This is a genomic window from Micromonospora sp. HM134, from assembly GCF_007833915.1.
Taxonomy (GTDB): Bacteria; Actinomycetota; Actinomycetes; order Mycobacteriales; family Micromonosporaceae; genus Micromonospora; species Micromonospora wenchangensis.
The window spans coordinates 5,882,180-5,901,043 of the sequence record NZ_CP041061.1; the positions used below are offsets into that span (position 1 = coordinate 5,882,180).

The 18,864-nt window shown below is 73.3% G+C and carries 17 protein-coding genes; 1 reads left to right on the forward strand and 16 read right to left on the reverse strand.

What is annotated here, in order from left to right:
• Nucleotides 1-380: 380 nt before the first annotated feature.
• The 16 genes from FJK98_RS25370 to FJK98_RS25445 all read right to left on the reverse strand — a co-directional run bounded on the left by FJK98_RS25370 (nucleotide 381) and on the right by FJK98_RS25445 (nucleotide 18,090).
• Nucleotides 381-1,448, reverse strand: coding sequence for a polyprenyl synthetase family protein (locus tag FJK98_RS25370; RefSeq protein WP_145921230.1), 1,068 nt, complete (start codon nucleotides 1,446-1,448; stop codon nucleotides 381-383).
• Nucleotides 1,445-2,887 (reverse strand): alkaline phosphatase family protein, encoded by a 1,443-nt coding sequence (locus FJK98_RS25375; RefSeq protein ID WP_145921231.1) that lies wholly within the window; start codon nucleotides 2,885-2,887, stop codon nucleotides 1,445-1,447. The genes FJK98_RS25370 and FJK98_RS25375 overlap by 4 nt, the downstream gene beginning before the upstream one ends.
• A 64-nt stretch (nucleotides 2,888-2,951) precedes the next feature.
• The gene (gene eboE / locus FJK98_RS25380) at nucleotides 2,952-4,160 is read right to left on the reverse strand and encodes a metabolite traffic protein EboE (protein ID WP_145921232.1); all 1,209 of its coding nucleotides are present in this window, start codon (nucleotides 4,158-4,160) and stop codon (nucleotides 2,952-2,954) included.
• Nucleotides 4,160-5,014: a TatD family hydrolase gene (locus FJK98_RS25385; protein WP_145921233.1), complete on the reverse strand. Its 855-nt coding sequence runs from the start codon at nucleotides 5,012-5,014 to the stop codon at nucleotides 4,160-4,162. The genes eboE and FJK98_RS25385 overlap by 1 nt, the downstream gene beginning before the upstream one ends.
• 1 nt (nucleotide 5,015) lies before the next feature.
• Entirely contained in the window at nucleotides 5,016-5,618 is a 603-nt protein-coding gene (locus tag FJK98_RS25390; RefSeq protein ID WP_145921234.1) for an EboA domain-containing protein, read from the reverse strand.
• Nucleotides 5,619-5,655: 37 nt separating this feature from the next.
• Nucleotides 5,656-6,591, reverse strand: coding sequence for a sugar phosphate isomerase/epimerase (locus FJK98_RS25395; RefSeq protein WP_145921235.1), 936 nt, complete (start codon nucleotides 6,589-6,591; stop codon nucleotides 5,656-5,658).
• Nucleotides 6,588-7,535: an SCO3242 family prenyltransferase gene (locus FJK98_RS25400; protein WP_145921236.1), complete on the reverse strand. Its 948-nt coding sequence runs from the start codon at nucleotides 7,533-7,535 to the stop codon at nucleotides 6,588-6,590. Before FJK98_RS25400 ends, FJK98_RS25395 begins: the two co-directional genes overlap by 4 nt.
• Entirely contained in the window at nucleotides 7,532-8,680 is a 1,149-nt protein-coding gene (locus FJK98_RS25405) for an inositol-3-phosphate synthase (RefSeq protein ID WP_145921237.1), read from the reverse strand. Before FJK98_RS25405 ends, FJK98_RS25400 begins: the two co-directional genes overlap by 4 nt.
• Nucleotides 8,681-9,138: 458 nt before the next feature.
• Nucleotides 9,139-10,347 carry a Gfo/Idh/MocA family protein gene (locus FJK98_RS25410; RefSeq protein WP_145921238.1) on the reverse strand — a complete coding sequence of 403 codons (1,209 nt, stop codon included), beginning with the start codon at nucleotides 10,345-10,347 and terminating at the stop codon, nucleotides 9,139-9,141.
• Between the two features lie 20 nt (nucleotides 10,348-10,367).
• Complete coding sequence (locus tag FJK98_RS25415) at nucleotides 10,368-11,423, reverse strand: substrate-binding domain-containing protein (protein ID WP_145921239.1); 1,056 nt, start codon at nucleotides 11,421-11,423, stop codon at nucleotides 10,368-10,370.
• A 112-nt stretch (nucleotides 11,424-11,535) separates the two neighbouring features.
• The gene (locus FJK98_RS25420) at nucleotides 11,536-12,657 is read right to left on the reverse strand and encodes an ABC transporter permease (RefSeq protein ID WP_145921240.1); all 1,122 of its coding nucleotides are present in this window, start codon (nucleotides 12,655-12,657) and stop codon (nucleotides 11,536-11,538) included.
• 31 nt (nucleotides 12,658-12,688) lie between these two features.
• Complete coding sequence (locus FJK98_RS25425) at nucleotides 12,689-14,278, reverse strand: sugar ABC transporter ATP-binding protein (protein WP_145921241.1); 1,590 nt, start codon at nucleotides 14,276-14,278, stop codon at nucleotides 12,689-12,691.
• Nucleotides 14,275-15,453: an ROK family transcriptional regulator gene (locus FJK98_RS25430; protein ID WP_145921242.1), complete on the reverse strand. Its 1,179-nt coding sequence runs from the start codon at nucleotides 15,451-15,453 to the stop codon at nucleotides 14,275-14,277. The genes FJK98_RS25425 and FJK98_RS25430 overlap by 4 nt, the downstream gene beginning before the upstream one ends.
• A gap of 351 nt (nucleotides 15,454-15,804) precedes the next feature.
• The gene (locus FJK98_RS25435) at nucleotides 15,805-16,944 is read right to left on the reverse strand and encodes a YihY/virulence factor BrkB family protein (protein WP_145921243.1); all 1,140 of its coding nucleotides are present in this window, start codon (nucleotides 16,942-16,944) and stop codon (nucleotides 15,805-15,807) included.
• Nucleotides 16,945-17,104: 160 nt separating this feature from the next.
• Nucleotides 17,105-17,296 (reverse strand): DUF397 domain-containing protein, encoded by a 192-nt coding sequence (locus FJK98_RS25440; protein ID WP_145921244.1) that lies wholly within the window; start codon nucleotides 17,294-17,296, stop codon nucleotides 17,105-17,107.
• Nucleotides 17,287-18,090 (reverse strand): helix-turn-helix transcriptional regulator, encoded by an 804-nt coding sequence (locus FJK98_RS25445; RefSeq protein ID WP_240762349.1) that lies wholly within the window; start codon nucleotides 18,088-18,090, stop codon nucleotides 17,287-17,289. Before FJK98_RS25445 ends, FJK98_RS25440 begins: the two co-directional genes overlap by 10 nt.
• A 448-nt stretch (nucleotides 18,091-18,538) precedes the next feature.
• On the opposite strand from FJK98_RS25445, the gene FJK98_RS25450 reads away from it, so the two are divergent.
• A complete protein-coding gene (locus FJK98_RS25450) occupies nucleotides 18,539-18,760 on the forward strand; it encodes a flavin reductase (protein ID WP_240762350.1) in 222 nt (73 codons plus the stop codon).
• The last annotated feature ends 104 nt before the right edge of the window (nucleotides 18,761-18,864 follow it).

Consider the following 18,864-nt stretch of genomic DNA (forward strand, 5'->3'; position numbering starts at 1 on the left):
CTTGACGAAACATGCCCGTGATGCCACAAACATTAATGGTGACCTATATCAATGTCCATACCCTCTGCCCACCGTTGTGGGTTTTCATCAGATGAAGCCCGCGCCCCGGCCGCCCTCCCGGCACCGCGCCCGACGACAGCGGGCCGGTCGGCCCGGGTGACGACCTGCGGGTCACCGGACAGTGACAAGAAGTGCCACACCCCCCGGGTGGCCACCACCTGCCCCGGCCCGGTGTCGCCGGCTGGCGACACCGGGCCGGCCCACCCGCACGGGAATCCACATTCATCTGATGAAAGACCGGCCGCCGCGCCGGACTCCTGCCGGTCCCACCGCGCCGGGGTGCACCCTCCGGACCACCGCAGGGGCCGGGGCGGGACGGCTCAGTGCTGCCGGTGCACGGCCTGATCGGCCAGGGCGGCCAGCGCGGCACGGGCCGGCTCCGCCAACGGCACCTGGGCGAGCGCGACCCGGGCGGCGTCGGCCCGGACCCGGATCAACCGCTCGATCTTCTCCCGCGCCCCGGTCGCCTCGATGATCGTCCGCAGTTCGGCGGCGCCCGCCGCGTCCAGCTCGGGATTGCCGAACAGGTCCCGCAGCCGGGCGGCCTGGGCCCGGTCGGCGGCGTCGCGGGCCATCGCCATCATCACCGTCGGCTTGCCCTCCCGCAGGTCGTCCAGGATCGACTTGCCGGTCACCGCCGGATCACCGAAGACACCCAGCACGTCGTCGCGGAGCTGGAACGCGTCACCCAACGGATCGCCGAAGTCGACAAGCGCGGCGATCAGCTCCGCCGGGCCCCCGGCCAGCGCCGCGCCGATCTGCAACGGCCGGGTCACCGTGTACCGGGCCGCCTTCATCCGGATCACGGTGAGCGCGCTGGCCACCGAGCCGTCCCCGACCCCGGAGACCAGGTCCAGGTACTCCCCCGCGATCACCTCGGTGCGCATCCGGGCGAAGACCCGGTACCCCTGCCAGATCTGCGCGGAGGTCATCCCGCACTCGTGGAACATCTGGTCCGACCAGGCCGCGCAGAGATCCCCGCAGAGCAGCGCGGTGTTGCGGCCGTACGTCTCCGGGTCGCCGCGCCACGCCGAGCGGGTGTGCAGCTCGGCGAAGACCCGGTGCACCGACGGCGCGCCCCGGCGGTGGTCGCTGCCGTCCAGGATGTCGTCGTGGATCAGCGCGAACGCGTGGAACAGCTCCAACGCCGCCGCAGCCACCACGATCGGGCGGTCGTCCACGCCCCCGGCCCCACGCCAACCCCAGTAGCAGAACAGCGGACGCAACCGCTTCCCGCCGGCCAGCACGAACCGGTGCAGGGCGGAGAAGATGCCGCGCGGGGCACCGTCCGGCCAGTCCGGGCCCTGCCGGTCGAGGAACGCCACCAGCTCGGCGTCGAAGCGGGTGCGCAGCTCACTGGCGTCGGTCGGGGCGGCGGTGAGCGTCACCGCCGCTCCCCCGCGCCCGGCGGGCCGGTCGGGGCCGTGGACGCCCCGTCGGCACCCGCCCCCAGCCCGGCCAGGTCCAGCAGCAACGCCTTGACCTCGGTCGCGGCGAAGGTGTCCCGGGCGAGCGACGGGTCGGAGCAGAGCAGCACCGGGCCGTCCGCCGGATCGGCCGGCAACCGGCCGTGCGAACCGCGCACCGCCCGCGCCCCCGCGTCCAGACCCACCACGCTCATCAGGTAGCGCATGCCGAGCTTCTTGCGGGCCAGCGCCACCCCCGCCCGCCGCTTCGCCGCACCCGGCGCGGCCGGGTCGAAGAACAGCTCCGCCGGGTCGTACCCGGGCTTGCGGTGGATCTCCACGTTCCGGGCGAAGTCCGGGGCGCGGTCGTCGTCGAGCCAGTAGTAGTAGGTGAACCAGGAGTCCGGCTCGGCCACCAGCACCAGTTCACCGGCCCGCTCGTGGTCCAGCCCCGCCGCCGCCTTGCCCTCGGCGTCCAGCACCTCGGCCACCCCGGGCAGCCCGGCGCAGAGCTTCGCCACCGCGGCCACGTCCGCCGGGTCCTTCACGTAGACGTGGGCGACCTGGTGGTCGGCCACGGCGAACGCCCGCGACGTCCACGGGTCCAGGTACTCCATGCCGTCCTGGGTGTAGACCCGCAACAGCCCCTCGGCACGCAGCAGCCGGTTGACGTCCACCGGGCGGGAGACGTCGGTGATGCCGTACTCGGAGAGCGCCACCACCGTCGCGTCGGCGGCCCGCGCGGCGTCCAGCAGCGGGGCGAGCACCGCGTCCAGCTCCGCCGCCGCGGCGGCGGCCCGGGGCGAGGACGGGCCGAAGCGTTGCAGGTCGTAGTCCAGGTGCGGGACGTAGACCAGGGTCAGGTCGGGGGCGTGGTCGGCGAGGATGCGCTCGGCCGCCCGGCAGATCCACCGGGACGACGGCAGCCCCGCGCCCGGCCCCCAGTAGGTGAACAGCGGGAAGGTGCCCAGCGCGTCGGTGAGCGTGTCGCGCAGCTCCGGCGGGTCGGTCCAGCAGTCCGGTTCCTTGCGCCCGTCGGCGTAGTAGATCGGGCGGGGCGTGACCGTCCAGTCGACGTCCGCGCCCATCGCGTACCACCAGCAGACGTTGGCCACCGTGTAGCCGGGCTCGACCCGGCGGGCCGCCTGCCACACCTTCTCCCCGCCGACCAGCGCGTGGTGCTGCCGCCACAGCAGCACCTCGCCGAGGTCGCGGAAGTACCAGCCGTTGCCGACGATGCCGTGCCCGGACGGCTGCTCACCGGTCAGCAGGGTGGCCTGCGCCGAGCAGGTCACCGCCGGCAGCACGGTGCCCAGTCCGGCGGAGAACCCCTGCTCGGCGACGGCACGCAGCCGGGGCATGTGGGCCAGCAGCCGGGGGGTCAGGCCGACCACGTCCAGCACCACCAGCCGGCGGCTCATGCCGACACCTCGCTGCGCCCGGCGCGGCGGTGGCACCTCGTCGTGCCGGGTCGGTGGCGCTCGCTCATCGTCGTACTCCCAGGGTCGTCGGGACGGCTCGCCCGGCCGGGGTGAGGCCGAGGGTGACCAGTTCGTCGCGGGCGAAGGCCAGTTCGGCGGCGATGCCCACGGCCAGCTCCGCGTCGGTGCGCGGACGCCGCGCCGCCGGCAGCACCCCCCACGTGTACGTCTCGACGTCCAGGTGGTCACAGCCGGCCGTCGGGCCGGCGAGCAGCGCGGCCAACGCGGCGCGCAGCACCGGCAGGGTGGAGGTCAGCGGCGGCTCGGGCGGGGCGTGCAGCGGCACGTGGTAGTGCACCCGCCACGCCCCGGGCAGCCGCGCGGCCAGCGCCGCGTCCAGGTCGTCGGCCGCGTACGCCGGGTCGGCCGGGTCGGCGGCGTGGGCGCAGCCGGCGGTACGGGTCTGGTGCAGGAACCTCGGTTCCACCCAGCGGCCCAGCGCCTCGGCGTCGGCGACCGGGTCGGCCGACTCCAGCGCGGCGGAGACCTGCACCTTGACCACCGGCAGGCCGGCGGCGTCCAGCCGGGCCAGCGCCTCGACCGGCTCCTCCCAGGCGCAGGCGAGGTGGGCCAGGTCGAGACAGATCCCGAGCCGCTCCGGGTCCAGGCCGCCCAGCAGCGCGGCGGCCTGCCCGCTGCTCTCCACCACGCAGCCCGGTTCCGGCTCGAAGGCCACCCGCACCGGGCGGCCGGTGTCCCGTTCCACCTCGGCCAGCCCGGCGGTGAGCGCGGCGAGCCGGCGACGGGCGGTGTCGGCGTGGGCCGCGTCCCAGGGCTCCCGCCAGGCCAGCGGCAGGGTGGAGATGGAGCCCCGGGCCGCGTCGTCGGGGAGCAGGTCGGCCAGCACCCGGGCCAGGTCGAGGGTGTAGCGCAGCCGCTGCCCGGTGGTCCAGTCCGGGTGGTACACCGCGCCCTTGACCACCGGGGCCTGGAAGGCCGCGTACGGGAAACCGTTGAGGGTGACCACCTCCAGCCCCCGGTGGGTCAGCTCGGCGCGCAGCCGGCGCCGGGCGGCCGGGTCGGCGGCCAGCTCGGCGGCGACCGGGGCGGCCAGCCACAGCCCCAGGCCGAGCAGGTCCGTGCCGAGCGCCTCCCGCACCGGCACCGCGTACGTGTCGAGTTGGGCGAGGACGCCGGCGGTGTCCTCGGCCGGGTGCACGTTGGTGCAGTAGCCGAGGTGGACGGTGCTGCCGTCGGCGTGCCGCAGCCGCATCAGTCGCCGCCGCGCAGGATGGAGTTGCCCTCGAAGGTGCCGCTGGTCGGGGTGTCCAGGTCGGTCAGGTCGAGCCGGCCGGACTGCCCGTAGAACTCCACCGGGTTGCGCCAGAGCACCCGGTCGACGTCGTCGTCGGTGAACCCGGCGGCCAGCATCGCCTCGCCGGTGGCCCGGGTCAGCAGCGGGTCGGAGCGGCCCCAGTCGGCGGCCGAGTTGACCAGCATCCGCTCGGTGCCGTACGTGCGCAGCAGCTCCACCATCCGCGGCGGCGACATCTTGGTGTCGGGGTAGATGGAGAAACCCAGCCAGCAGCCGCTGTCCCGGGCCAGCTTCACGGTCACCTCGTTGAGGTGGTCCAGCGCCACCCGGCCCGGCGCGATGCCGCTCTCGGCGACCACCGCCAGGCTGCGTTCGACGCCGCGCGCCTTGTCCCGGTGCGGGGTGTGCACCAGGGCCGGCAGATCGTGGTCGACGGCCAGGGCGAGCTGGGTGGCGAACGCCTCGTCCTCGGCCGGGGTCATGTCGTCGTAGCCGATCTCGCCGACCGCGACCACGGCGTCCTTCTCCAGGTAGCGGGGCAGCAGGTCGAGCACGGGCCGGCAGCGGGGGTCGTTGGCCTCCTTCGGGTTCAGCGCCACGGTGGCGTGGTGCCGGACGCCGAACTGGCCGGCCCGGAACGGCTCCCAGCCGATCAGCGAGTCGAAGTAGTCGGCGAACGAGGCGGCGCTGGTGCGCGGCTGCCCCAGCCAGAAGGCCGGCTCGACCACGGCGCGGACCCCGGCGGCGGCCATCCGCTCGTAGTCGTCGGTGGTCCGCGACGTCATGTGGATGTGGGGGTCGAAGATGCGCATGTCACGCCTCTCTGATGGTGAGCCGGTCGAGCAGTGCGGTGGCGTCGGCGGGGAGCTGCCGACCGGCGGCGTGCCGTTCCGCGGCGAGCGCGGCGAGCATGGTGGCCAGTTCCCCGTCGGCACGGTCGTCCAGGTCGGCGACGACGGCCAGCGGCACCCCGATGAAGACGCACTTGAGCACCGCCTGCCGCCAGGCGTCCGCGGCCAGGTGCCGGGCGTACGGCCCGAGCGCGGCGGCGACCAGCCGGGTGTCGTTGGTGCGGATCGCGTCGTGCAGCAGCGGCACCCCGGCGTCACCGATCGGCAGCAGCGGCAGGGCCTTGAGCACGGCCCGCTTCTCGGCGGCGTCGCCGTACCGGTAGACCTGCTCGACCTGCCCGGCGGCCCGGTCGGCGGGCAGGGCGGCCAGCAGCAGCGTCCGGGCCGCCTCGTCGGCGCTCCAGCCGGGTGCGCCGGGCAGTTCGTGCCGGCCGCACCGGCGGGCGGCGGCCGGGAAGTACCGCGCGACCGTGTCGGGCTCGGCCGCGACGCGGCGCAGTGCGGTCTCCAGCCAGTCGGGATCGGGTGCGCCCTCGAGCGCGGCCCGCAGTCGATCCGGTGTCATCCGTCTTCCCTCCCCAGGTGCGTACGGTCGGCGGTGGTCAGTCCGCCCCGGTGGTGCCGGCGGGCACGGGTGGCGCGCCCGCCGCGAGACCGGCCTGCCGGGCGGCGGTGCGTAGGAAGTCCAGCGACCGGGCGGCCACGGTGGGCGCGGCGTGCGAGTGCCGGGGCAGCTCCACGGCGACGAGTCCCCGGTAGCCGCCGTCGGCCAGGGCCCGCAGCACCGGCGGGAAGTCGATCTCGCCGGTGCCGAACTCCAGGTGTTCGTGCACGCCCCGGCGCATGTCGTCGATCTGCACGTTGACCAGGTGGTCGGCCACCTGGCGGACACAGTCCGGCACGGTCGCCGACTCCAGGCAGCGGCAGTGTCCGATGTCGAGGGTGATGCCGAAGCGGGCCGGCCCGCCGAGGGCCCGGTGCAGCCACCGCCAGCCGGCGATGTCCTCGACCAGCATTCCCGGTTCCGGTTCGAAGCCCAGGGTCACCCCGGCCCGGTCGGCGGCGGCCACCACCGTGGCGCAGCCGGCGACCAGCCGGTCCCGGGCCACCTCCACCGGGACGTGGCCGGGCCGGACCCCGGCCCAGAACGAGACCGCCTCCGCGCCGAGGTCGGCGCCGACCCGCACCGCCCGTTCCAGGAAGTCGATCCGGCCGGCCGGCTCGTCGTGCAGCAGCGTCGGGGCGTGCTTGCGCCACGGGTCGAGCAGGTAGCGGGCACCGGTCTCGACCACCACGCCGAGGCCGAGCGCGGCCAGCCGGTGCGCCACCGCGTCGACCCGACGGGCCAGCCCCGGCGCGTACGGGTCGAGGTGGTCGTGGTCGAGGGTCAGCGCGACCCCCTCGTAGCCGAGGTCGGCCAGCACCGTCAGGGCGTCGTCGAGCCGGTGGTTGGCGAAGCCGTTGGTGCCGTAGCCGAACCGCAGCCGCTCCGGGGCCGGCGAATCGGCGGGGGTGGTGGTGGGCGGTGGGGTGGTCATGTCGGGGAGAGCTTCCGGGCCAGCCGGCCGCCCAGCGGCGCGGCGAGCGCGACCAGCGCGCCGACCAGCCCGGCGCCGGCCCGGGCGGTGAGCGCGCCCTGCAACGAGGGCAGCCCGGTGATGCCGGCCCCGACGGCGGCCCGGACCCGGCCGGCGGTGGGCTCGGCGGCGACCCGGGCCTGCGCGCCGCCGTACCGGGCGACGTACCAGCCGGCCAGGCCGACCGGCAGCGCGGCGGCGACCATGGCGGCCAGGGGACGCGGGGACGACTCGGCGGCCAGGGGACGCGGGGACGGCGTGGCGGCCCCGGGGCGCGGGGACGGCGGCGGGGTGGCGCGGCGGGGCAGGGTGGTGGCGGCCAGCGCGACCAGGGCGGTGCCGGCGAGGGTACGCCGGGGCAGCGCCGCGTCGGCGCCGGTGACCTCACGTCGGGACAGGGCGGTGACCGTCCAGGTGTGCGCGGCGACGGTGAGCGCCGCCGGCAGCGCCCGCACCGGCCGGCCGGGTGACGCGCCGAGCAGCACGTCCAGCCCCCGGCAGGCGGCCATCACGGCGGGACCGGCGGCGGTGTTCTTCGCCGCGAGGTCGTACCCCCAGATGGTGGCGGCGAGCGGGAGCGCGACGGCGGCGGCGCGGCGACCGCCCACGGCGGCGGCCAGGCCCAGGCCGGCGGCGGTGAGCCCGGCGGCGACCCCGACGGCGGCGGCCGGGGTGATCCGGCCGCTCGGGATGGGCCGTTCCGGGCGTTCCTCGGCGTCCAGCCCCCGGTCGGCCCAGTCGTTGGCGGCCATCCCGGCCCAGTAGAGCAGCACCGACGCACCGGCCAGCCCGGCGGTACGCGGGCCGAGCACCCCGGCCGCCGCCGCCCCGGCCACCAGGTCCCCCGGTACGGACAGCGCGGCCGGTGCCCGGACCAGCTCGGCCAGGTCGGCCAGGCTGGTCACCCGGCACCGCCGGCGTGCAGCTCCCGGGCGAAGTCGACGAGCCGCTGCCACTGGGTGCTCAGCGAGTGGGTGGGCGAGTCGATCGGGTCCTTGAAGAAGAAGGCCAGCTCGGGCAGGGGGCCGACCCGGCCGGCGGCGTGCGCGGCGGCGGTGAGCCGGGCCAGGTCGAGCACCAGCGGGGCAGCCAGCGCGGAGTCGCAGCCGTGCCAGGTGAACTCCATCCGCATCCCGGTGCCGAGGAAGCCGGCGAAGGTGATCAGATCCCAGGCGGTCTTGAAGTCGCCGAGGTCCTCGACGTAGTCGATCCGGGTGCCGCCCTGCGGCACGTAGCCGAGCGTCTCGCCGAGGACCCGCTGCTTGCTGTCCACCTTGGCGGCGTTGGCGCCCGGCTCGGCCAGGGTCGCCCCGTCGCCGCCGCCGAGCAGGTTGACCCCGGACCAGGAGCGGACCGCGAGGTTCCGCATCGCGAACATCGGGGCGAGCACCGACTTGACCAGGGTCTCCCCGGTCTTGCCGTCGTGCCCGGCGTACGGCAGGCCGCGCTGGGCGGCCAGCGCCGCGAGCGCCGGCAGGCGCAGCCCGGTGGACGGGGTGAAGTCGACGTACGGGCAGCCCGCCTCGACGGCCGCGTAGGCGTAGAGCGAGCTGGGCGGGAGCACCTCGTCGGTGCCGGCGAGGGCGGCCCGCAGGGCGTCCGGGTCGGCGTGGCCGGGGTGCGTGGCGGGGGCGGGTTCGGTGGCGGAGACGTTGACCACCACGACCCGGTCCAGCCGGTGCCGGTCGCGGAACGCGGTCAGCTCGGCGGTGATGGTGGCCGCCCGGTCGGCCTGGCTGCCGCCGGTGGGCGCGGGCCGCAGGTCGTCCTCGACGGCGGTCAGGTCGGCGGTGAGCGCGGTGGCCAGCCGGCCGGGCAGCACGCCGGCGGCGGCGAGCGCCTCGGCCCGCTTGGTCAGCGGGGTGGTGGCCACGTCGTGACCGCCGAAGACCAGGTCGGCGAAGGTGGGCAGGGCGGGCCCACGCAGGTCGGGAAGTTCGGTGACGCAGCCGGTGGGGCCGGTGAGACCGGCCCGCAGGGCGAGGCCCCCGACGATGGCGGTGGTCGCGACGGAACCGCGCGCTCCCACCAGCCAGACACCCGTTCTCATGGTGCTCCTTCCGTCGGGTGGAAACGTCCTGTCGGTCGAGTCGTACGGTGGGGCGCGGGGTGGCCCCGCCCGCCCGGTCGTACGGGATGGCACCGGGCACGGCGACGACGTCGGCGGCATCGTCACCGCACCCGGTTCCCGTACGGCGTGCGGACGGGGCTGGCAGGCAGGGCCGGTTCGGCGTCTCGGCCCTGCCTCCCCGCATCCGGCCGACGGCGGCGGCGCGCCTCCGGCCGGACGACTGTGGTGGTGATCCGGTTTGTCGAATCACGTTCATCTATGTTCTAACAGGCGGCCCTCCGGTGCGACCGGGGAATCCCGGTCCGGCCGCACCGGACGGCCGACGTGCGCGTGCCCCGGGCCGACGGCCCGGCGCACGCCCTCCGACACCGACCCCGGCCCGGCCGCGGGGCGCAACCGCGGCCGGTCCCTCGCCGGTCGGCGGCGGAGGTGGCTGGTCAGACGGCGAGCGCGGCCAGGGCCGGCTCGACGTCGGTCCACTGGGAACCGAGCTCCGCCGAGCGGGTCACCGCGTCCAGCACGAGCTGGACCTGCAACGCGTCGGCGAACGACGGGGTCGGGTCGACGCCGGTGGCGACCGCCTCGACGAAGTCGCGCATCTCGTGCGTGAAGGAGTGCTCGTAGCCGATGATGTGACCCGGCGGCCACCAGGCCGCCATGTACGGGTGCTCGGCCTCGGTGACCAGGATGCGGGCGAACCCCTGCTCGGCCGTCGGCCGGGTGGCGTCGTAGAACTCCAGCTCGTTGAGGCGTTCCAGATCGAACACCACCGAACCGAGCGAACCGTTGATCTCCACCCGGAGGGCGTTCTTGCGGCCGGTGGCGAACCGGGTCGCCTCGTACGTGGCCAGTGCTCCGTCGTCGAGCCGGGCCACGAAGATCGCGGCGTCGTCGACGGTGACCGTGCCGGTCGCCGTGGCGGTGCCGTCGACCTCGGCGGCCAGGCCGCTGGACGCGCCCGGCAGCGGGCGTTCCTTGACGAACGTCTCGGTCACGGCGCTGACCCCGGTGATCCGTTGCCCGGTCACGTACTGGGTCAGGTCGATGATGTGCGCCCCGATGTCACCGAGGGCACCGGAGCCCGCCTTGTCCTTCTCCAGCCTCCAGACCAGGGGGAACTGCGGATCGACGATCCAGTCCTGGAGGTACGTCGCGCGGACGTGCCGGATCGTCCCCAGCCGTCCTTCGGCGACGAGCTGTCGCATCAGGGCGACGGCGGGCACCCGGCGGTAGTTGAACCCGCACATGGACCGGACCCCGGCGGCTGCCGCGGTGGCTGCGGCGGCGGTCATCGCCCGCGCCTCGGTCACCGTGTTGGCCAGCGGTTTCTCGCAGATCACGTGCTTGCCGGCGGCGAGCGCGGCGAGGGCGATCTCGGCGTGGCTGTCACCTGGTGTGCAGATGTCGACCACGTCGATGTCGTCCGAGTTGACCAGGGCACGCCAGTCGGTGGTGTGCGCGTCCCAGCCCAGCCGGTCGGCTGCCTCGGCGACCTTCGCGGCGTCCCGGCCGCAGATCTTCGCCATCCGAACCCGGGCGGGCAGGTCGTACACCCGGTTCACGGTGCGCCACGCCTGTGAGTGCGCGGCGCCCATGAACGAGTACCCGATCATCCCGATCCGGAGTTCGTTGTCGTGAGTGGACAAGGTGGGTCTCCCCCCGTGTATCAGAACCCGAGCTTGAGGTAGTTGCTCGCGTTCTCCTTGGTGATCGTCTCCGAGGCGAGCACGATCTCCTTGGGCACCTGGAGTTCCACCAGGTCGGACATGCCCTTGCCCTGGGCGATGAGGCGGGCCAGGGAGATGGCCGAGGAGGCCATCGACGGGCTGTAGGTCACGGTCGCCTTGAGCACCGTGTTGTCGGCCTGGATGTCCTCCATGGCCTTCTTCGAGCCGGCGCCGCCGACCATGAAGAACTCCTTGCGGTTGGCCTGGTTGACCGCGGCCAGGACACCGATGCCCTGGTCGTCGTCGTGGTTCCAGACCGCGTCGATCTTCGGCAGGGCCTGGAACAGGCCGGTGGCGGCCTGCTGGCCGGAGTCGGCGGTGAACTCCGCCGGCCGCCGGTTGGCCACCTTGAACCCGGCCGTGGCCAGGGTGTCGGCGAAGCCCTTGGACCGCTGCTGGGTCAGCTCCAGCGAGTCGATGCCGGGGATCTCACCGATGACCGGGTTGCTGACGCCCTTGGCCTTGAGCTGGGCCACGATGAAGTTCGCGGCGGCCACGCCCATGCCGTAGTTGTCGCCCATGATCTGCAGCCGGTAGGCCAGCGCGTCGGGGAAGGCCCGGTCCAGGTTGACCACCGGGATGCCGGCCTTCATCGCCTCCAGGCCGAACGCGTTGAGCTCCTTGCCGTCGTGCGGCAGCACCACGATGACGTCCGGCTTCTGCGCGACCAGGGTGGACAGCGCCGCCCGCTGGGCCGCCGCGTCCGCGCCGGCCTCGACGGTCTTGAAGTCCACGTCCGAGTACGCGCCGGCCTGCGCCTTGGCGTTGTTGGTGATGGCGGCGATCCAGCCGTGGTCGGCGGCGGGGGCGGAGAAGCCGATGGTGACCTTCTTGCCGGGGGCGCTGTTGCCGCCCTCGGCGTTGTCGGCCGCCTTGGTCTGCGCCGCGGTCGGTGTGGACTCGTTGCTGGTGCAACCGGCGAGGAGCACACCGGCGCCGACCGCCGCGCCGCCGAAGAGCAACCGGCGACGGGACAGGTCACGGGGCTGGGTCATGACGACCTCCAGAAAATGACGGATGGTGGGGGTGAAAAAGGTTGTGCTGATCCCGGCCACCGTCGGTGGCCGCCGGAATGTGATGGTGCGAAACGAGTCGGGCTGCGCCCGGTCAGGCGGGGGTGGTGACCTTGTTGCGGCTGAGGAACTGGGTGACGCTGCGGAACTGCACCTGCTGGATCAGGACGGCGCCGACGATGATGCCGCCCTTGACCATGTTCTGGGCCTCGGTGGACAGGCCGTTGATGGCGAAGAGGTTGGTGATGGTGGAGAAGATCAGCACACCGAGCAGGGAGCCGATGATCGTGCCCCGGCCACCGCTGAGCAGCGTGCCGCCGATGATGGCCGCGGCGATCGCGTCCAGCTCGTAGAGGTTGGCCATGGCCGCCTGGGCGGAGTTGGCCTGCGCGGTCAGCATGATCGCGGCGATGCCGCAGCACAGCCCGGACAGCGCGTAGAGCAGCAGGGTGTGCCGCCGGACGTTGATCCCGGCGAGCCGGGCCGCCTCGGGGTTGCCGCCGACGGCGACCGTACGCCGGCCGAAGGTGGTGCGGTTGAGCAGCACCCACCCGGCGGCGACCACGGCGGCGAGGATGTAGACCAGCAGCGGAATGCCGAGCAGATCGGTGCTGGCGATGCCGTTGATGAAGGAGTTGTTCGACACCTGGGTCTGCTTGCCGGAGATCTGGGCGGCCAGACCCCGGGCGGCGACCATCATGGCCAGCGTGGCGATGAACGCCACCAGCCGCCCGTACGAGATGAGTATCCCGTTGACCAGGCCGACCGCCACGCCGACCACGATCGCCGTGAAGATCATGCCGCCCGCGCCGTAGCTCTGGGTGGCGACCGTGGTCGCCCACACCCCGGCGAGGGCGACGATCGCGCCGACCGACAGGTCGATGCCGCCGCCGATGATCACGAAGGTCATCCCGACGGTGACCACCCCGACCACCGAGGCGAGCTTGAGGATGGTCAGCGTGTTGCCCCACACCCAGTCCGGGTTGGAGTAGAGATCCCAGCGGGTCGCGGCGCCGATCACGATCAGCACCACCAGCACGCCGATCAGGCCGAGGTTACGCTTCGCGCCCTCACCCCCGTCGCCGCTCCAGAAGGACAACCCGCCCGTCCTCGGCTTCTCCTTGAGCGACGCCGTCACCGCCGGGTCTACCGGCGGGGACTGCGCCGGCAGGTCCGCCGGCCGGTCCGGCGTCGCGGTCCCGGTCGACTCACTCATGCCGTCACCTCGTTATGTCCACTGCGCTCGCTCATGCCGGCGCGCCTTCCATCAGAGACCCCGCCATGACGAGGTCGAGCACGGTGTTCTCGTCCAGTTCGCCGGCGGGCGCCTCGCGCACCATCCGGCCCTCCCGCATCACCAGCACCCGATCGGCCAGGCCGAGCACCTCGGGCACCTCGCTGGAGACCAGCAGCACGCCGACCCCCTGGGCGGCCAGGCCGCGGATCACCCGGTACAGCTCGGCACGGGCCCCCACGTCCACCCCCCGGGTCGGCTCGTCGAGCAGCAGCAACCGGGTGTCGCCGAGCAGCCAGCGCCCGACCACCACCTTCTGCTGGTTGCCGCCGGAGAGGGTGCGTACCGCCCGGCGCACGTCGTTGGGCCGGAGCTGGAGGTCGTCGGCGATCCGCTCCGCCTCGGCCCGCTCCCGCCCGGCGTTGGTGAAGCCGAGGCGGGCGTACCGGGTGAAGGTCGCCAGGGTGACGTTGCGGTGGATCGGCTCGCCGAGCAGCAACGCCTGGCTCTTGCGTTCTTCGGGGGCCATGCCCATGCCGGCCCGGACCGCCGCGCCGACGCTGCCCGGCCGCAGGGTCCGGCCGCCCATCCGGATGGTGCCGGATTCGGCGCGCCGGGCACCGTAGATCGTCTCCAGCAGTTCCGAGCGGCCGGAGCCGACCAGCCCGGCGATGCCGACGATCTCGCCGGGACGGACGCTGAGCGAGACGTCGGCGAACTCGCCGGTCCGGCTCAGCCCGTCGACCCGCAGCAGTTCGTCGCCGGTGGCCGGCGCGGTCGGGCGGTCCGGGAAGACGTACTCGATGGTCCGGCCGGTCATCCGGGCGACCAGGTCGCGGGTCGGGGTGTCCCGGGCCGGCAGGTTCGCCGCGGTGGTCCGGCCGTCCTTGAGTACGGTGACCCGGTCGCCGATCTCGCGGATCTCCTCCATCCGGTGCGAGATGTAGATGACCGCGATGCCCTGGGCGGTGAGTTCCCGGATGATCCGGAAGAGGTTGTCCACCTCGTCGTGCGCCAGCACCGCGCTCGGCTCGTCCATGATGATCAGGCGGGCCTCGTGGGACAGCGCGCGGGCCATGCTGACCACCTGCTTGCCGGCGGCCGGCAGCGCGCGCACCATCCGGCCGGGCGGGATCTCGCCGTGGCCGAGCCGGCTCAGGATCTCCCGGGTACGCCGGGCCATCAGCCCGCGCCGGACGAATCCGGCGACCTTCGGCTCGTGCCCGAGGAAGGCGTTCTCGGCGACCGACAGGTCCTCGACCAGGTCGAGTTCCTGGTAGATGGTGGCGATGCCGGCGCGCATGGCGGCCTGCGGGTTGGCGAAGTGCGCCGGTTCGCCGCGCCATTCCACCTGGCCGGAGTCGGGCCGGTGCACCCCGGCGAGCACCTTGATCAGGGTGGACTTGCCGGCGCCGTTCTGCCCGAGCAGGCAGTGCACCTCACCGGCCCGCACCTCGAGCTGCACGCCGTCGAGGGCGCGTACGCCGGGGAAGGTCTTGACCACGTCGGTCAGCCGGAGCACCACCTCACCGGCGACGGTGTCGGCGGGCGCCTCGACCAGCGGGGCCTTGTCCCCGGCGGCGGAATGCGACTCGGCGCTCATGATGCCTCCCCGAAGGCGACGTCGCTGGCGAGGACGGCCGCGCCGGCCACTCCGGCGCGCGGTCCCAGCTCGGACAGGACGACCGGCAGGTTGCCGGTGGCCAGCGGCAGCGAACGGCGGTAGACCACGCTGCGGATCTCGGCGAGCAGGATGTGCCCGAGGTGGGCCAGCCCGCCACCGATGACGATCATCGACGGGTTGGTGAAGCTGACCAGCCCGGCCAGCACCTGCCCGACCCGGCGGCCCCCGTCGCGGATGAGCTGGATGCAGGTGACGTCGCCCTCGATCGCCGCCTCGGCGACGTCGCGGGCGGAGACCGCGCCCCGGGCGGCGAGCCGTTCGGCCAGCGCCGGCGAGGTACCGGTACGCGCCGCGACGGCGGCCTCCCGGGCCAGTGCCGCCCCGCTGAACACGGCCTCCAGGCAACCGGCGTTTCCGCAGGTGCAGGCCGGTCCGCCGGCCTCGGCCTGGATGTGCCCGATGTCGCCGGCACACCCGTCGGTGCCCCGGTAGACCTCGCCGCTCAGGTAGATCCCACACCCTATTCCGGTGCCGATCTTGACGAAGAGGAAGTCGTCGACCGAGTGGGCCACCCCGCCGTGCCGCTCGCCGATCGCCATGATGTTCACGTCGTTGTCGACCACCGCCGGGCACCCGTGCTCACGGCTGATCAGCTCGCGTACCGGGTAGCGGTCCCAGCCCGGCATGATCGGCGGCGAGACCGGCACCCCGTCGCGGAAGCTGACCGGGCCGGGCAGGCCGATGCCGACACCGTTGAGCCGCTCGTACGCCCCGTCCACCCGGGCCTTGTGCAGCAGGTCGTTGACCCGGTGCAGGATGGCCTTCGGGCCGGAGCGGATGTCGGCCGGCTCGGCGTACGCGGCGATCGGTTCGAGCCGCCCGTTGACCACCTCGACGTCGATCGAACTGGCGCCCATGTCGATGCCGGCGAACCGCAGGTGGGGGTTCAGCTCGACCAGGGTCGACCGGCGGCCGCCCCGCGAGGCGGCCAGTCCGGCCTCGGCCACCAGACCCAGCCCGACCAGCCGTTCCAACTCGGCGAGGAGCCGGGGCCGGGGCATCTGCAACCGGTCGCCCAGCTCGGCCCGGGACGCTGGCCCCTCGTCACGGAGCAGCCGTAACAGCTGCACGTGCAGGGGATCTGCCGTCCGCACGGGACTCACCTCCGCCTCAGGGTTCACATTGACGTCACGCCGTTGTGTTGTGGTCGACACAGTAGGAGACTTCCGTGGCACGTGTCCATAGCTTCGGTCGTTCCTCCGGCAACTTTTGTCCGAACGAACAAAAGCTACTAGTCGATCAAGAAAAGGTTGACAGACCGAGAAATCTCCGCAACGACCTGCTACGGGCACCGGGTGAGCGCCGCCCGCCGGGCCCGGCACGGGCGGGGGAAGCATTACCGGATCGCACCGGGACATGACAAGACCCCGCCCCGCCACGGTCGACGCGGCGGGGCGGGGCGGTGGTTCCGACGGGCCCCTCGGGGGCGGCCCGTGTGACGCGGGTCAGCGGCCGGGGGCGGCGTTGCGCTTCTTGCGCAGCTTGCGGTCGTCGCGCAGCTCGACGTACGGCTCCTCGTCCGGGTCGTGGCCGGCGGAGATCGCCCGGCCCCGCTCCAACTCGGCGTCGAACTCCGCGCCGAGCAGGATCGCGATGTTGCTCAGCCAGAGCCAGACCAGGAAGATGATCACGCCGGCCAGTGCCCCGTAGGTCTTGTTGTAGGACCCGAAGTTGCTCACGTACAGGGCGAACAGGCCCGAGACCAGCAACCAGAGCAGCACCGCCAGCACGCCACCCGGGCTGACCCAGCGGAACCCGCCGTGCCGGGCGTTCGGCGACGCCCAGTAGAGGATCGCGAACATCAGGCTGACCAGCACCAGCAGCACCGGCCACTTGGCGATGTTCCACACCGTCACCGCCGTCGAGCCCAACCCGATGGCGCTGCCGGCCTGCTCGGCGAGGCCGCCGGTGAAGACCACGATCACCGCGGCGGCGAGCAGCAGCACCCCCACCAGGGCGGTCACCCCGAGCCGGATGGGCAGCGTCTTCCACACCGGCCGCCCCTCCGGCACGTCGTAGATGCTGTTCGAGGCCCGCATGAACGCGCCCACGTAGCCGGAGGCCGACCAGAACGCGGCGACCAGACCGATGACCGCGGCGACGCTCGCCAGCCCACCCGACTGGCCGGCCTGGTCGATCGCGGTCTCGATGATGGTGCGGATGTTCTCCTCCGGCACCACCTGCCCGACGGTGTCCCGGACCCCGCTGGTGGCGCGCTCCCCGAGCAGACCGAGAATCGAGATCAGCACCAGCATCCCGGGGAAGATCGACAGCACCCCGTAGTAGGTCAGCGCGGCGGCCCAGTCGGTCAGGCTGTCCTCCTGGAACTCCCGCCCGGTGCGTTTGAGCGCCGCTCTCCAGTCCGCCCGGTGCAGGTCGGCGGGGCTGTCCGGGCCGTCGTCGGGACCGGCCGGCCGGGTACGCGCGTCGACCTCCCGCCGACCGCCCCGCTGCCGGTCACCGGACACTGGCCCGCCGGACACGGGCTCACCCGACGGGCGGTCCCCCGACCGGTCCCGGTCGCGCCGGGCTGCGGTCACGGTGGCCGCGTCGTCGCGGTCGGCGTGGGTCTCGTCGGAGGCCATCGCCCCTCCTCGGGGATCTGCGGATGTCGCCCTCCGACATGCCCCGCCGCAGCCGCCGCCTAACCCCCGACCAGCGGCAGAGGTGACGACGGGCACTCCCCCGCCGCCGGGCGTGCGGGCAACGCCTCGGGATCGGGCCGCCGGTCCCCCCGCAGGCCCGTTAAGCCCTTCTCGCCGTTCCGGCGACGAATGCCCGCCAGGCATACGGGTCAAAGGCCAGCACCGGCCCGCCCGGGTCCTTGGAATCCCGCACCATCACCACGCCGGAAAGGTTCTCCGCCACCTCGACGCACGCACCACCGCCGCCATTGCTACGGGTGCTCTTGCGCCACCGAGCATCGCTCAGATCCATGCTTCCGCCACCTCCCCTATCAACTCGATGGACTGCTGCTGGGAAAGTGTCTCACCACGAATCGACTCCCATACCTCAACCACCTCCCGCAGGTAATCGGTGCGGTCGACCACCTGCCCGTGACGCTGTCCTTCCAGGTAGACGACGTCCTCGCCGGTGGGAGAGGTGGCAATGACGAAAGGGCCGTCAAGGCCGGGATAGGCACCGGCGGACAGCGGCACCACCTGGATTCGGACTCGCGGCAACGTCGTGCCGAGTTTCACGAGGTGCTGCAACTGCTGACACATGACCTCCGGCTGACCAACCTGGCGACGCAACACGTACTCGTCGATGACGGCAGTGAGCAGTGGCGGCCGGTCCCGGGTGAGCACTACCTGGCGCTCGATTCGCGTGGCTACCTGTTGTTCGATTTCGTCGACGCCGAACAGCCCGGCACCGACCAAGATGGCGCGGGCATATTCTTCGGTCTGAAGCAGGCCGGGAACATAGAGCGGCTCAAACCAACGGAACGCCCGCGCCTCCGCTTCGACTGCCGTCCAGTCCCGCGCCCACGGCACCACGGTTTCCCGGCTGATCCGGCGTTGGATTCGTTCGAAGCGGCCGTCGGTGGTGAACACGGTGTCGCAGCGGCGGGCGAAGTCCAGGCTCGGCCGGCGTTCGCAGGTCTCCACCTTGGCGACCAGGGCACCCGAATAGCTCAGCGCCTCGGCCAGCGCCGCCTGGGACATGCCGTGGGCGGCCCGGGTGAGCCGAAGTTCCTCCGCGAAGTGGTCCAGCATCGACGAGCGTTCCACCAGACAGCCTCCGTACATTGTCGTACCGCTCGGGCTCGACCGGTCCACGCCTGCGTCGTCGGCACGGCGGACCTCCCACCGTAGCCGGGTCATCAACAGACTGTCACCCAGCGGGACCGCTCCCGGGATCGGACGGTGGGCGGAACCAGGCCGGGAGCGTCCGTCGGTGTCGTCGGCGGACGCTCCCCTCCACCATCGACGGAGGCTCGACCATGCGTCAGGTTCTCGGATCGCGCTGCGGATTCTCGGGGCACCCCGGCCCCCGTTCCGGTCGACCGGATCGGCCCGAGCCGGGCCACGACGGGCCGGGGCGCGGCCGCCCGGCCTACGGTGATCCCGGCCGGGGCAGGTCGGGCGGCGTGTACTCCGACCGGGTCGGGGCCGGGCCGGGTGGGAGCGTCCGCCCGGTACGGCCGGGGCGGCGCTGATGCCCCGGTACCGTCCCCACGTGGCCGCCCGCCCCTCCTGGCGGTGCCGGGTGTGCGGGGCGGCCTGGCCGTGTTCGCCGGCGCGGCTGGCGCTGCTCGGGGAGTACCGCGAGGATCGCATCGCCCTGCTCGTCTACCTGGGCCTCCTGTTGGGCGAGGCCATGGACGACCTCGCCGGGCTGCATGGCGTCGCGCCACCCGGCCTCACCGAACGCATCGTCACCTGGGCACGGTCCCGGTAACCCGAGCCCACCTGACCGGCCGGTGATCGACTCAGGTGGGCTGATGTTGCGCTGTCCGGTTCGGATGATCACGCCATATCGCCGCAACAGCGACCAGCACCCCG

Coding starts and splice junctions, on each gene's coding strand:
- FJK98_RS25390 (WP_145921234.1), bottom strand. CDS start 5,618: ATGACACCGGATCGACTGCGGGCCGCGCTCGAGGGCGCACCCGATCCC.
- FJK98_RS25385 (WP_145921233.1), bottom strand. CDS start 5,014: ATGCGCATCTTCGACCCCCACATCCACATGACGTCGCGGACCACCGAC.
- eboE (WP_145921232.1), bottom strand. CDS start 4,160: ATGCGGCTGCGGCACGCCGACGGCAGCACCGTCCACCTCGGCTACTGC.
- FJK98_RS25405 (WP_145921237.1), bottom strand. CDS start 8,680: ATGAGAACGGGTGTCTGGCTGGTGGGAGCGCGCGGTTCCGTCGCGACC.
- FJK98_RS25395 (WP_145921235.1), bottom strand. CDS start 6,591: ATGACCACCCCACCGCCCACCACCACCCCCGCCGATTCGCCGGCCCCG.
- FJK98_RS25375 (WP_145921231.1), bottom strand. CDS start 2,887: ATGAGCCGCCGGCTGGTGGTGCTGGACGTGGTCGGCCTGACCCCCCGG.
- FJK98_RS25440 (WP_145921244.1), bottom strand. CDS start 17,296: ATGGATCTGAGCGATGCTCGGTGGCGCAAGAGCACCCGTAGCAATGGC.
- FJK98_RS25435 (WP_145921243.1), bottom strand. CDS start 16,944: ATGGCCTCCGACGAGACCCACGCCGACCGCGACGACGCGGCCACCGTG.
- FJK98_RS25415 (WP_145921239.1), bottom strand. CDS start 11,423: ATGACCCAGCCCCGTGACCTGTCCCGTCGCCGGTTGCTCTTCGGCGGC.
- FJK98_RS25420 (WP_145921240.1), bottom strand. CDS start 12,657: ATGAGTGAGTCGACCGGGACCGCGACGCCGGACCGGCCGGCGGACCTG.
- FJK98_RS25425 (WP_145921241.1), bottom strand. CDS start 14,278: ATGAGCGCCGAGTCGCATTCCGCCGCCGGGGACAAGGCCCCGCTGGTC.